Source organism: Brachybacterium sp. AOP42-C2-15, from assembly GCF_052377065.1.
Lineage (GTDB): Bacteria > Actinomycetota > Actinomycetes > Actinomycetales > Dermabacteraceae > Brachybacterium.
Window position 1 is genome coordinate 24,833 of record NZ_JBQSWK010000022.1, and the last position, 12,665, is coordinate 37,497.

The 12,665-nt window shown below is 69.4% G+C and carries 12 protein-coding genes; 8 read left to right on the plus strand and 4 right to left on the minus strand.

Annotated features, from left to right (window positions below; genetic code table 11):
* Positions 1 to 46: 46 nt before the first annotated feature.
* The 4 genes from lepA to ACT3SQ_RS12580 are packed head-to-tail and all read left to right on the plus strand — an operon-like array spanning position 47 to position 4,239.
* Positions 47 to 1,972 carry a translation elongation factor 4 gene (gene lepA, locus ACT3SQ_RS12565; protein WP_442332755.1) on the plus strand — a complete coding sequence of 642 codons (1,926 nt, stop codon included), beginning with the start codon at positions 47 to 49 and terminating at the stop codon, positions 1,970 to 1,972.
* Positions 1,969 to 2,688: an MOSC domain-containing protein gene (locus ACT3SQ_RS12570; protein ID WP_442332756.1), complete on the plus strand. Its 720-nt coding sequence runs from the start codon at positions 1,969 to 1,971 to the stop codon at positions 2,686 to 2,688. Before lepA ends, ACT3SQ_RS12570 begins: the two co-directional genes overlap by 4 nt.
* Positions 2,685 to 3,833 carry a radical SAM family heme chaperone HemW gene (hemW, locus tag ACT3SQ_RS12575; protein ID WP_441442915.1) on the plus strand — a complete coding sequence of 383 codons (1,149 nt, stop codon included), beginning with the start codon at positions 2,685 to 2,687 and terminating at the stop codon, positions 3,831 to 3,833. Before ACT3SQ_RS12570 ends, hemW begins: the two co-directional genes overlap by 4 nt.
* Positions 3,834 to 3,858: 25 nt before the next feature.
* Positions 3,859 to 4,239 (plus strand): iron chaperone, encoded by a 381-nt coding sequence (locus tag ACT3SQ_RS12580; protein ID WP_441442916.1) that lies wholly within the window; start codon positions 3,859 to 3,861, stop codon positions 4,237 to 4,239.
* Positions 4,240 to 4,314: 75 nt separating this feature from the next.
* Here ACT3SQ_RS12580 and ACT3SQ_RS12585 read toward each other — a convergent pair whose 3' ends face one another.
* Complete coding sequence (locus ACT3SQ_RS12585) at positions 4,315 to 5,016, minus strand: DUF4870 domain-containing protein (RefSeq protein WP_442332757.1); 702 nt, start codon at positions 5,014 to 5,016, stop codon at positions 4,315 to 4,317.
* A gap of 122 nt (positions 5,017 to 5,138) precedes the next feature.
* Entirely contained in the window at positions 5,139 to 6,017 is an 879-nt protein-coding gene (locus tag ACT3SQ_RS12590; RefSeq protein ID WP_441442918.1) for a DUF3097 domain-containing protein, read from the minus strand.
* A 125-nt stretch (positions 6,018 to 6,142) separates the two neighbouring features.
* On the opposite strand from ACT3SQ_RS12590, the gene hrcA reads away from it, so the two are divergent.
* From hrcA to ACT3SQ_RS12605, 3 genes are all read left to right on the plus strand, one after another.
* The gene (hrcA, locus tag ACT3SQ_RS12595; RefSeq protein WP_441442919.1) at positions 6,143 to 7,153 is read left to right on the plus strand and encodes a heat-inducible transcriptional repressor HrcA; all 1,011 of its coding nucleotides are present in this window, start codon (positions 6,143 to 6,145) and stop codon (positions 7,151 to 7,153) included.
* A 105-nt stretch (positions 7,154 to 7,258) separates the two neighbouring features.
* On the plus strand, positions 7,259 to 8,383 hold the full coding sequence (gene dnaJ / locus ACT3SQ_RS12600; RefSeq protein ID WP_441442920.1) for a molecular chaperone DnaJ: 1,125 nt from the start codon (positions 7,259 to 7,261) through the stop codon (positions 8,381 to 8,383).
* A gap of 20 nt (positions 8,384 to 8,403) precedes the next feature.
* Complete coding sequence (locus ACT3SQ_RS12605) at positions 8,404 to 9,192, plus strand: 16S rRNA (uracil(1498)-N(3))-methyltransferase (protein WP_441442921.1); 789 nt, start codon at positions 8,404 to 8,406, stop codon at positions 9,190 to 9,192.
* Between the two features lie 4 nt (positions 9,193 to 9,196).
* Here the strand turns inward: ACT3SQ_RS12605 and ACT3SQ_RS12610 are convergent, their stop codons facing one another.
* The gene (locus ACT3SQ_RS12610) at positions 9,197 to 9,925 is read right to left on the minus strand and encodes a TetR/AcrR family transcriptional regulator (RefSeq protein WP_441442922.1); all 729 of its coding nucleotides are present in this window, start codon (positions 9,923 to 9,925) and stop codon (positions 9,197 to 9,199) included.
* Positions 9,926 to 10,200: 275 nt separating this feature from the next.
* Between ACT3SQ_RS12610 and ACT3SQ_RS12615 the strand changes: the two genes are divergently transcribed.
* On the plus strand, positions 10,201 to 11,712 hold the full coding sequence (locus ACT3SQ_RS12615; protein WP_441442924.1) for a GMC family oxidoreductase: 1,512 nt from the start codon (positions 10,201 to 10,203) through the stop codon (positions 11,710 to 11,712).
* A gap of 358 nt (positions 11,713 to 12,070) precedes the next feature.
* Here the strand turns inward: ACT3SQ_RS12615 and ACT3SQ_RS12620 are convergent, their stop codons facing one another.
* Positions 12,071 to 12,613, minus strand: coding sequence for an NADPH-dependent FMN reductase (locus tag ACT3SQ_RS12620; protein WP_441442925.1), 543 nt, complete (start codon positions 12,611 to 12,613; stop codon positions 12,071 to 12,073).
* Between the last annotated feature and the right edge of the window lie 52 nt (positions 12,614 to 12,665).

Genomic DNA, 12,665 nt, shown 5'->3' on the forward strand with positions numbered 1-12,665 from the left:
ACCGCGGGATCAGGGACGGGAGCGTTCCCCATGAGACGATGGGCCGATGCCCGGCGCGAGAGCGTCCGGCCCGTTATCGACGAGAGGACGTAAGCCGGTGACCCCGAAGATCGCGGCCGACGAGGCGCGGGACATCCTTCCCGCCTCGACCCCCCAGGAGCGGCTCCGCAACTTCTGCATCATCGCGCACATCGACCACGGCAAGTCCACGCTGGCCGACCGCATGCTGCAGATCACCGGGATCGTCAACTCCCGTGACATGCGCGCCCAGTACCTCGACCGGATGGACATCGAGCGCGAGCGCGGCATCACCGTGAAGAGCCAGGCTGTGCGCATGCCGTGGCAGGTCGACGGCGTGAACTACGCACTGAACATGATCGACACCCCCGGGCATGTGGACTTCACCTACGAGGTCTCCCGCTCGCTGGCAGCGTGTGAAGGCGCGATCCTGCTGGTCGACGCCGCGCAGGGCATCGAGGCGCAGACGCTCGCGAACCTCTACTTGGCGATGGAGAACGACCTCACCATCATCCCGGTGCTGAACAAGATCGATCTGCCCGGAGCGGACCCCGAGAAGTACGCCGCCGAGATCGGGCAGCTCGTCGGGGTGGAGCCCGATGACGTGCTGCGCGTCTCCGGCAAGACCGGGGTCGGCGTCGAGGACCTCCTGGACCACGTGGTCCGGACCCTCCCGGCCCCGCTGGGCGACCCCGAGGCCCCCTGCCGCGCGATGATCTTCGACTCCGTCTACGACACCTACCGCGGCGTGATCACCTACATACGCATGATCGACGGATCGCTGAAGTCCCGCGACCGCATCGACATGATGTCCACCGGAGCACACCACGAGCTGCTCGAGATCGGCGTGAGCTCCCCGGAGCCCCACCCCACTCAGGGCATCGGTCCCGGCGAGGTCGGCTACCTGATCACGGGCGTGAAGGACGTGCGCCAGTCGAAGGTCGGCGATACCATCACCACCTCGATCCGTGGTGCGACGGAGGCCCTCGAGGGCTACGCTGATCCCAAGCCGATGGTGTACTCGGGCTTGTTCCCGATCGACGGCTCCGACTACCCGGTGCTGCGCGACGCACTGGACAAGCTCAAGCTCAACGACGCCGCCCTGAACTACGAGCCGGAGACCTCCACGGCCCTCGGCTTCGGATTCCGGGTCGGCTTCCTGGGCCTGCTGCACCTGGAGATCATTCGCGAGCGCCTCGAGCGCGAGTTCAACCTCGAGCTGATCTCGACTGCCCCGAGCGTCGTCTACCACGTGGTCATGGAGGACGGCACCGAGATCGAGGTGCTCAACCCGTCGGACTTCCCGAGCGGCAAGGTCCGCGAGATCAGCGAGCCGATGACCAACGCCACGATCCTGGTCCCCAGCGAGTTCATCGGCGCCGTCATGGAGCTGTGCCAGTCGAAGCGCGGGAATCTCGGCGGCATGGACTATCTCAGCGAGGACCGTGTCGAGCTGCGCTATACGCTGCCGCTCGCGGAGATCATCTTCGACTTCTTCGATCAGCTGAAGTCCAAGACCCGCGGCTATGCCTCCCTTGACTACGACATCTCCGGCTCCCAGGTCGCAGATCTCGTCAAGGTCGACATCCTGCTGCAGGGTGAGCCGGTGGATGCGTTCAGTGCCATCGTGCACCGGGACAAGTCCTACAACTACGGCGTCGAGATGGCCGGGAAGCTGCAGAAGCTCATCCCGCGCCAGCAGTTCGAGGTGCCGATCCAGGCCGCCATCGGCGCCCGCATCATCGCCCGCGAGAACATCCGCGCGATGCGCAAGGACGTGCTGTCCAAGTGCTACGGCGGCGACATCTCCCGTAAGCGCAAGCTGCTGGAGAAGCAGAAGGAGGGCAAGAAGCGCATGAAGAACATCGGATCTGTCGAGGTCCCGCAGGAGGCCTTCATCGCCGCGCTCTCCTCCGACGAGGGCGATATGCCCAAGGACAGCAAGAAGAAATGACCATGGAGACCGGACGCATCGCGGCGGTCTGCACCGTCGCCCAGCTGTTCCCGGTCGCGGCGAGCGGCCTGATGAGCGGCATCGACAAACGGCCGGTCGACGGACCGGTGCGGCTGCTCACCCACGGCGTGCTCGGCGACGTCCAGGGCGACCGCGAGCACCATGGCGGGATCTTCAAAGCGGTCTACGCCTTCTCGCGGGAGACGCGCGCGGCCCACGCCGCCGAGCGCGAGCTCGACCTGCCCGACGGGTCTTTCGGGGAGAACCTCGTGACCACCGGCCAGGACACCGACGAGACGGTGATCGGGGAGCGCTGGAGGATCGGCACCGCCGAGCTCGAGGCCACCTGCCCCCGCAACCCCTGCGGCACCTTCTCGGCCTGGATCGGGGACCGTCGCTGGGGCCGCCACTTCACCGCTGCAGGCCGCTGCGGTGCCTACTTCCGGGTGCTGGTGGAGGGCGAGACCTCCGCCGGTGACGGGATCGAGGTGCTCCATCGTCCTGAGCACGGGGTCACCGTCGGCGACGCCTTCCGCGGTCTCGACGCCGCGCGGGCCCGTGCGCTGCTGGACTGGGCCCGGGAGACCGACACCGTGCTGTACGACTCGCTCGTGGACAGCGCCCAGAATGCGCTGCGGCGCGCCGATCAGGACTCCGAGTTCCCGGACCGCCTGCGCTCCACCGGGCGAGGACTGGGATTGGGGATGGGCCTGTGAACCCGCTGTCCGTCTACATCCACGTCCCCTTCTGCGCCGTGCGCTGCGGGTACTGCGACTTCAACACCTACACCGCGACCGAGCTCGGCGGGGGCGGCTCCCAGGCCGAATACGCGCAGAACTCCATGCGTGAGATGGATCTGACCCTCGCCGCGGACCGCGAGGCCGGCTACGACTACGAGCAGGTCTCGACCGTCTTCTTCGGCGGCGGCACCCCGACCCTGCTGCCCGCTGATGACCTCGTCGCGATGCTCGACCATCTGCGCACGCTGATCCCGTTGGCCGAGGGCGCCGAGATCACCACCGAGGCGAACCCGGACTCCGTCACCCGGGCCTCGCTCTCGCGCCTCGCCGACGGGGGCATCACCCGCGTCTCGATCGGTATGCAGTCCGCGGTGCCCTCGGTGCTGGCCACGCTGGATCGCACCCACGACCCCGAGAAGGTCCCGCAGGCAGTGGCCTGGGCCCGCGAGGCCGGGTTGGATGTCAGCCTCGACCTCATCTACGGCACCCCGGGGGAGACCCTCGCCGATGTCGAGACGTCCGTGAAGGCAGCGCTGGCCTGCGGTGTCGACCATATGTCGGCGTACTCGCTGATCATCGAGGGCAACACCGCGATGGCACGGCAGCTGCGCCGCGGTGAGCTCGAAGCCCCCGATCCCGACGACATGGCCGACAAGTACGAGCTGGTCGATGACCTCGCACGCGCCGATGGGCTCTCCTGGTACGAGGTCTCCAATTGGGCCCGCACCGAGCAGCAGCGCTCCCGCCACAACCTCGCCTACTGGCGCGGCACCGACTGGTGGGGGATCGGCCCCGGCGCGCACCGCCACCGAGACGGGCTGCGCTCCTGGAACGTGAAGCACCCCAGCCGCTACGCCCGGATGCTCGCCGCGGGCGAGATGCCGGTGGCGGACTCCGAGCTGGTCGCCGCCGAGGACCGGCTGGTCGAGAGGATCATGCTCGAGCTGCGGATCGCCGACGGGCTCGCCGTCGAGGTGGTCCCCGCAGAGCGTCGGGAGATGCTCGCCGTGCACCGTGATCGTGGCCATCTCGACGCCGATGCCCTTGCCGCCGGACGAGCGGTCCTGACCCGGCAGGGGCGGCTGCTGGCCGATGCCGTCATCCGGGACCTGGTGCCCTGAGACGCTTTCGGGGCAGACTGCGGGAATGACTCCGTCAGCGAAGCCCACCACGGTCGACGAGTACATCGCGGCGTTCGACGGCCCGGCTCGCGCCCGCCTGCACGAGCTGCGGGCGCTGGCTCAGGAGGCCGTGCCCGAGGCGAGCGAGGCCCTCAAGTGGGGCTCTCCCGCGTACCTGCATCCACGGGGCACGATCCTGTTCGTCTGCAGCGCCCACCGTCATCACGCGAACTTCACGGTCACCCCCAGCACTCGGGAGGCCTTCGCGGCGGAGCTCACCGCGTACGAGACCGGCAAGGGGAGCGTCAAGCTGCCCTATACGACGCCGGTGCCCACGGACCTGCTGCGACGGATGATCGCCCACCGCGTCCGCGAGTTCGAGCACGACGGCGTGAACTGGATGTGAGGGCAGCGGAAGAGCCCCCGGGATCGTGGGATCCCGAGGGTTCTCGTGCTCATGGTGCAGTGGACGTACGACCGGTCACTTCACCAGGCGGAGGTTGAACGGGTAGGCCCAGTACTCGCCCTGGTTGGCCTTGACCGCGCCGACGATCGAGAACACCAGCTGAAGAAGTGCGGGGAGCCCGACCAGCGGGTACAGGATCGAGCCGACGCCGAAGGTGAAGATGGTCAGGATCGTGATCACGATGGTGAGGGCAACCTGAGCGATGAGCACGGCGATCGCGCCGTTGAGCGCTTCGGTGGCGTGGAAGCGCACGAAGCGATCGCGGTCCTTGTACATCAGGAAGATGATCAGCGGGCCGACCCAGCCGAGGAAGCCCCAGCTGATCACGTGCCCGAGGACCACGGCGAGCTGCGAGAACATCCCCCACATGCGGGAGTCGGAGCGATTCAGCGGCTGACCGCTCAGGGGCCCCTCGTAGACACCCTTGGTGCCGGGAGCCGGCTGGTCCGTCTGCTCCCCGCCCGGCGCCCCACCCGGTGCGCCACCCTGCGCGCGATATGCGCTGTGGCCCGCAGGAGCGGGAGCCGGCGCGGCGAGATGGGGGGCCTGCGCCGCGGGCTCACCGGCGCTCGGCGGCGACGGGACGCGAGAGGCGTCGGGACCGTAGGCGAAGGGGTCGTGCGGATGCAGCGAGGGATCCGAGGTGGGGGCGGCCTGCTCGGCGGGGGTGCCGGGCTCGATGCCGAACGGATCATGCGGATGCGGAGTCTGGCTCATGGTTCCTTCTTCGGGACGGGCCGGCTCTCACGCCGGCGACGGGCTGATGCAGCCAGCCTATAGAGCATCGCCTGCGGCGTCCGCGTGGCGTGCCGCCGTATCGACCGGGGGTTAACCCCCAGTCAGGAGTGGTCCACGGTCACGAAGTCGATGAGCTCCTCGATGCGGCCCGAGAGCGTCGGCTCGACGTCAGCGTAGGAGCGGACGGTCGACAGGATCCGCTTCCAGCCGAGTCCGATATCGGACTTGTCCGCATGGGGCCAGCCGAGCGCGGCGAGGGAGCCGACCTTGATGTCGGTGCCCTTGGGGATGTGCGGCCATGCCGTGAGCCCCACCCGGGCGGGTTTGACCGCCTGCCAGACATCGACGTACGGGTGTCCGACCACCGTGACATTGCCTCGGGCGCCAGGCAGCGCCATGACCTCGGCGGCGATGCGGGACTCCTTCGAACCCTTCACAAGATGATCCACGAGGATCCCGAGCCGGCGCCCGGGAGAAGGTCCGAACTCACGCACGCGCTCGGCGAGGTTGTCCGCGCCCTCGAGCTGTTCGACGACGATGCCCTCGATGCGCAGGTCGTGGCCCCACACCTTCTGCACCAGCTCCGCATCATGGGTGCCCTCGACCCAGATCCGGGAGGCGCGGGCGGTGCGTGCCTTCGCCCCTTCGACGAAGACGGACCCGGAGGCGGAGCGCCGGCGCACGGGTGCGGAGGCAGTCGCGACGGCGCGGGTGAGCACCACGGGCTGTCCATCGATCATGAAGCCGGGACCCAGCGGGAACGTCCGGCGGACGCCGCGGCCGTCCTCCAGCTCGACCACGAGCTCTCCGGCGATCTTCTCCACGCGGGTCACCGCGCCGGTGAACCCGGTGGAGGCCTCCTCGGCGACCAGGCCGCGCTGAGCGGGGACCTCGCGGGCCACGGGACGGCGACGATGATGGGCGGGCGGACCGGAGGACAGCACGTCGCGGCCGTACCGGTCGGGGAAGTCAGCAGGCACGCGCGACACCGTACACCCGTGGCGAACGCCTCCCCGCGCAGCGCGCCGGGGCGCGTAGGATTGGCACCTGGCATGAGAGAGTGCCAAATGAGAGACCACGACTTTGGACGCACGCAGCGCAGGAGGTGAGCGAGACGGACGCCCGCAAGCTCCAGATCCTCGGCGCGATCGTCGAGGACTACGTCTCCACCCGCGAGCCCGTCGGCTCCAAGTCGCTCCTGGAACGCCACGAGCTCGGGGTCTCCGCTGCGACAGTGCGCAACGACATGTCGCTGCTCGAGGAGGAGGGGCTGATCCATCAGCCGCATACCTCGGCGGGGCGTGTCCCCACCGACAAGGGCTACCGCACCTTCGTCGACCACGTCGCCACCATCAAGCCGCTCTCCGCCCCCGAACGCCGGGCGATCCGTACGCTGCTCGAGGACTCGGGCGATGTCGAGGAGCTGCTGGCTCGGACCGTGCGGGTGCTGGCGCAGCTCACCCAGCAGGTCGCGATGGTGCAGTACCCGGCCCGCAGGCAGGCCCGGATCCGGCATGTCGAACTGGTCAAGGTCGCCGACTCCCTGCTGCTGGTGGTGCTGATCACCGAGTCCGGCCGGGTGGATCAGCGCACCGTGCCTATCAACGCCGGCAAACCTGCCGAGTACTACGCGGTGCTGCGCGACCAGCTCAATCGTGTCGTCGCAGGCCGCGAGGTCACCGACCTCGCCACGCCGCTGGAGGACTTCCTCGAAGCGCTCACGCCCCCGGAGCGACCGGCCGCCGCCGAGGTGTCCGAGGCTCTCGCCGCGCTCGCAGCGACTCGTGCCGAGGGCCGGATCATGATGGCCGGCACCGCGAACATCGCGCGATCGGCTGAGGACTTCGCCCGTGACGTCGAGCCGTTGCTGGACGTGCTCGAGGAGCAGCTGGTGCTGCTGCGCCTGTTCACCGAGATGCACGCCTCGCCGGGCGCCGTCGAGGTGCGCATCGGGACCGAGCTCCAGGACCGGGCGCTGCATCAGGCCGCGGTCGTCGGCGCCGGGTACGGTGTCGGCTCGCATGTCGCGATCCTGGGACCCAGCCGGATGGATTACGTCACCGGCATCTCGACCGTCCAGGCCATCGCCCGTTACGTCTCCCGCTTTCTCGAATAGCCTCGGGCGGGCTCCGCGGGCTCACCCCCGCCCGGCCGCCCATGCCACTCGACGCCCCGTGCCCGCCGCCCGCGGCACCGACTCCCCGGTAAGGACCCCACTGCAGTGAACGACGATTACTACGACCTCCTCGGCGTCTCCCGCGAAGCGACGACTGATGAGATCAAGAAGGCGTACCGCAAGCTCGCCCGCACGCTCCACCCGGACGTCAATCCGGACCCCGAGGCGGCCGAGAAGTTCAAGCGGGTCTCCCAGGCCTACGAGACCCTCTCCCATGCGGACAAGCGCCGGCAGTACGACATGGGTGGCGGCCCGGGCATGGGCGGCTTCCCCGGTGGCGGCGGTGGCGGCTTCGACTTCAACGACATCTTCGACATGTTCGCCGGCGCCTCCGGCATGCGCGGCCGCAACCAGGGCCCCGTGCCCCGCCAGCGACGTGGCGGAGATGTGCTGCGCCGTGTGAAGATCGACCTGCGTGACGTGGTCTTCGGCACCGAGGAGAAGGTCACCTTCCGCACCGCAGTGCTGTGCGAGCGCTGCACCGGTTCCTGCTGCGAGCCCGGCACCAGCCCCACCCGCTGCACCGCCTGCAACGGCTCCGGCCACGTCCAGCGCGTCGCCCAGTCGCTGCTGGGCCAGATGGTCACCATGGCACCCTGCCCCACCTGCGAGGGCCACGGCGATGTGATCGAGAGCCCCTGCACCGGCTGCTCCGGTCATGGCCGCACCGCCTCCGAGCGCACGGTGACCGTGCGGATCCCCTCCGGTGTCGAGAACGGCACTCGGATCCAGCTGCGCGGAGAGGGCGAGACGGGCGAGGCGGGCGGGCCCTCCGGCGACCTCTTCGTCGAGCTGGCCGTCACCGACCACGAGATGTTCGAGCGGTCGGGCGACGACCTGGTCACCACGATCGCGGTCCCCATGACCACCGCCGCGCTCGGCGCCACCATCCCGCTGGATACCTTCGACGGCCCTCAGGATCTCGATGTGCGCCCCGGCTCGCAGCCCGGTGAGGAGATCGTCCTGAAGGGGCTCGGCGTCACCCCGCTGCGCCGCGAACGCCGCGGTGACATCCGCGTGGTGCTCGATGTGGATGTCCCCACCTCGCTCACCGAGGAGGAGCGGGATCTGCTCCAGCAGCTCGCCGCGCTGCGCGGCGACGAGACCACACGCCGCACCAAGGGCCACGGCCCGTTCGCGAAGCTCCGCGAGCGCCTGCGCGACTTCTGAGACCGACGGGAGAGCACCTGATGCCCACCACGCCGCCGAGCTTCCTGATCCTCGACGACACCCTGGCCGCCGTCGTCGCGGGCGATGCCCTGGTACTGGCGGGCGACGAGGGCCGACACGCCGCGAAGGTGGCGCGGATCGGCGTGGGGGAGCAGGTGCTGCTCACCGACGCCCCCGGCCGTCAGGTCCTCGCCGAGGTGACCGCCGCCCGCAAGGAGGCGCTGGACCTGTGCCTTCTCGCGGACCCCTCACCGGCCGTGCAGCGCCTGCCTCGCCTCACCCTGGTGCAGGCCCTGGCCACCGGCGGGCGCGACGAGCAGGCCGTGGAATCGGCCACCGAGCTCGGGGTCGACCGGGTGGTGCCGTGGATCGCGCGGCGCTCGGTGTCCGTCTGGCGCGGGGAGAAGCTGCGTAAGGGACGCACCAAGTGGGAGGCGACCGTGCGCGCTGCGGTCAAGCAGTGCCGTCGGCCCGGCATCCCCGCGGTCGGCGAGCCCGTGACCACGCCGCAGCTGGTCGCTGACCTGCGAGGACGAGAGGTCGAGGGGACGCTGGTGCTGGTGCTCCACGAGCAGGAGTCCGTGGGCCTGATGAGCCTCGCCGAGGATCTGCGCTCCGCGAGCGAGGACGGTCTCGAGGAGATCCTCGTGATCGTCGGCCCCGAGGGCGGCATCGATCCTGAGGAGCTCGCTCAGCTGCGCGAGACCGGCGCCCGCTCTGTGCTGCTCGGTCCCGAGGTGCTGCGCTCCTCGACCGCCGGCCCCGCCGCGATCGCTGTGCTCAGCGCCCTGGTGGGGCGCTGGGGCTGAGGCCTCACCTGCGGTCCGCCGCCGTCGGCGGGGTCGCAGGATCCATCAACCAGGCCGGCATCAGTACGGTCAGGTGCGCCATCACATCGTCCACCGTCGCCTCGAGCTCCCCGCGCACCCACATGCCGAGCAGGTGCGTGTATGCGGCAGCGAGGGCGGAGCTGATGGCCTCGGCGCTGATCCCCTCCGGCGGCGTGGCGACCTTCTCCAGCCGCGCCTGCAGTGCATCGGCCATCACGCGGGAGACCCGCCGACGCACCTCGGCGCCGGTGGGGAGCTCGAAGATCGTGGCGTAGAGCTCGCGATGCTGGTCCACGTACTCGGCGAAACGGCGGAAGGACTCCTGCTGCGCGTCCGGCTCGCTCCAGTGCTCAGGACCCTCGAGAGCTCGCTGCTGCCAGCTCGCGACCTCGGCGAGCGCCTGCTCGTGGATCATCACGATCACATCGTCGAGGTCGGCGAAATGCGTGTAGAACGTCGGACGGCTGACGCCCGCCTCCCGCACCACGGCGCTGACCGTCAGAGGCTTGCCGGCGGTGCTGAGCGACACCACGGCGGAGGCGATAGCGCTGCGCGTGGTCGTGGCACGTCCCACGGTCGAGGCGCGACGTCCCTCCCGCAGCCGGCGCATGGTCCCTGCGGCGATGTCGCCGTCGGCCATCCCGGAACGTGCGCGGGAGACGTGCACAGGCTCGGCGGGCTCGGAGGCGTCGGCCGCGGAAGCAGTGGTCATCCCTCGAGCTTAGGCACCTCAACCCTTTGACCTCCACCCCGCGCCGAACAGTTCTGTGCGTTGGGCGCCGCCACCGGCCACGAACGGCAACCCCTCGCACCGGGAATAGACGGGTGACTATTCTCGTTGGATGGGGCAAGCCCCCAATTTTTCGACGGAACAGTGAGGTATCCCAGATGACGACGATCCCCCAGGACTACGACTACGTGGTGGTCGGCGGCGGGTCCGCCGGAGCCATCGTGGCGGCGCGGCTCGCCTAGGACCCGGACAGCCGCGTGCTCGTCCTCGAGGCCGGCCCCGAGAACACCAGCTATTGGTCGCGCGTGCCCCTGGGCTTCGCGAAGATCCTCTTCAAGCCGAAGTTCATGTGGCTGGACTGGACCACGCAGCCGGACGAATCGCTCGGAGGGACCGTCTACGCCCTGCCCCACGAGAAGCTGCTGGGAGGCTCCAGCGCGATCAACGGCATGGTGCACGTGCGCGGCAACCCCTCCGACTACGACGCGTGGGCCGACAGCGGCGCCACCGGCTGGGACTACCGCTCCCTGCTGCCCTACTTCAAGAAGTCCGAGACGGACCACCGCGGGGCCACCGAGTTCCACGGCGGCGACGGGCCGTTCCGGGTCGAGCGCGCCCGCTGGCAGAACCCCCTGGCCGACGCCTTCATCGAGACGGCGGCGACCGTGCTGGACATCGGGAAGAACGACGACTTCAACCGCGACCGCATCGAGGGCGCGGGCTACTGGGATCTGGAGACCTGGAACGGGAAGCGGTCCAGCACCGACCTCGCCTACCTCAAGCCGATGCGCAAGCAGCCGAACCTCGAGATCACCACCGAGGCCACCGTCACCGGGATCGACTTCGACGGCAAGCGCGCCACCGGTGTGCGCTATCGCAAGGATGGTCACGAGTTCCAGGTCTCCGCACGGCGGGACGTGATCCTCAGCGCCGGGGCTCTGCACACCCCGCAGCTGCTCCAGGTCAGCGGCGTGGGCCCCGGAGCCCTGCTGCAGCAGCACGGGATCGACGTCGTCCACGACCTGCCGGGCGTCGGCGAGAACCTCATGGACCACGTCCAGTACGGCATCAAGTTCCGCACCAGCAGCCCGTACACGTTCAACAACGCCGCCGGGACGCTCGTGAAGCAGGGCCTGCAGGGGATGAAGCACTACCTGCTTCCCCGCAACGGACCGCTGAACATCGGCGCCTCGCTCGCGGGCGCGTTTCTCCGCACCGGCGAGCAGGCGCAGGACCCGGACCTCCAGCTGCACTTCCTGCCCTTCATGCCGGGCGAGAAGGGCTGGGACCTCGCGGACTTCTCGGGCTTCCGCCTCGGGATGTACCAGGGCCGCCCGCACTCGCGCGGCCACGCACGCATCTCCGGGCCCAGCGTGGACGATCAGCCCGACTTCGTGTTCAACCATCTCTCCGACGAGCGCGACGTCGCCGTCGCGGTCGCAGGACTGCGCGCCGCGATGAAGGTCGGCGCGGCGATGCCGTCCGAATTCGAGGTCGAGCAGATCGACCCGGGCATGAACCCGAGCGACGAGGAGCTGGTGACGTGGCTGAAGGCGAACTCCGACACCGCCTTCCACTTCGCCGGCACCGCACGCATGGGCACCGACGAGCAGGCCGTCGTGGATCCGACCACCATGCGGGTGCGGGGCATCGACGGGCTGCGCGTGGTCGACGCCTCTGTCATGCCCGGTGAGGTCACCGCCAACATCCACCCGGCGGTCATTGCGATCGCCGAGAAGGCCGCGGACCTCATCAAGCAGAGCCGCTGACGCAGACGTCAGCGATGTAGGTGCGGCCCCGGCGGTGACGAGAGCATCGCCGGGGCCGGTCCGGTCTGCCTGGTCCGGTCTGGTCTGCTCGTTCCGCTCAGCCGGCCCGCCCGGCCGCCCGCCGCGCCGATAGCGGAACGCCGAGAACACTGATTCCGTTCAGAAATGCGTGGAATCAGTGTTCTCGGCGTTCATGGTCCGGCGTGTCCCGAGCGATCCGGGACGTTTCCGACGGTCCGGCGCGTCCCGGGCGTCCGGCGTGTCCCAGGGAGCTTCCGATGGCCCGGCGTGTCCCGGGGGGTTTCCGGTGGTCCGACGTGTCCCGGTCTCCCGGTCGCACGGAACGCTCGCGGAAGGGTCAGCCGACGTTCGAGAGCGCGCGCTGAGTGATCGCGTTGAGATGCTCACCGAGCGCGGCGGTCTTCTCCTCGGCGACGAACAGCTCGCCCTCGACGGAGAGGTCCTCGCGGAAGCCCAGGCCGATCGAGCCGACGACGTCCGCGCCCAGGCGGGTCATCAGGGTCTCCAGCACCGGCAGCACCTCGCTGGCCGAGGCCCAGCCGTAGCCGACCAGGAGGGTGGGAAGGTCGCTCCACTCCTCATAGAGGAAGTCGATCGCGTTCTTCAGGGCCCCGGGGTAGGAGCCGTTGTACTGCGGGGTGAGGATCACCAGGGCGTCGAGGGCGTCGATCCGCTCGCCCCAGGAGCGGGAGTGGTCCGTCTCCTTGGGCAGGCCGGCCTTGGGGCTGCTCGTGCCGTCGAAGGCAGGCAGCGCGACCTCGCGCAGGTCGATCAGGTCCACGACGACCCCGGCGGGAGCGGCGTCGCGGACCCAGCGGGCGACGTGGTCCCCCACACGGTTCGGGCGAGCACTGGCGACGATGATTCCAAGTTTTGTCATAGTGATTAAAACTTCTCATAGATCTGAGGCGTTCCTCAAACAGAGGTGGCCT

Coding starts and splice junctions, on each gene's coding strand:
- lepA (WP_442332755.1), top strand. CDS start 47: ATGCCCGGCGCGAGAGCGTCCGGCCCGTTATCGACGAGAGGACGTAAG.
- ACT3SQ_RS12570 (WP_442332756.1), top strand. CDS start 1,969: ATGACCATGGAGACCGGACGCATCGCGGCGGTCTGCACCGTCGCCCAG.
- ACT3SQ_RS12605 (WP_441442921.1), top strand. CDS start 8,404: ATGCCCACCACGCCGCCGAGCTTCCTGATCCTCGACGACACCCTGGCC.
- ACT3SQ_RS12580 (WP_441442916.1), top strand. CDS start 3,859: ATGACTCCGTCAGCGAAGCCCACCACGGTCGACGAGTACATCGCGGCG.
- ACT3SQ_RS12585 (WP_442332757.1), bottom strand. CDS start 5,016: ATGAGCCAGACTCCGCATCCGCATGATCCGTTCGGCATCGAGCCCGGC.
- ACT3SQ_RS12610 (WP_441442922.1), bottom strand. CDS start 9,925: ATGACCACTGCTTCCGCGGCCGACGCCTCCGAGCCCGCCGAGCCTGTG.
- ACT3SQ_RS12620 (WP_441442925.1), bottom strand. CDS start 12,613: ATGACAAAACTTGGAATCATCGTCGCCAGTGCTCGCCCGAACCGTGTG.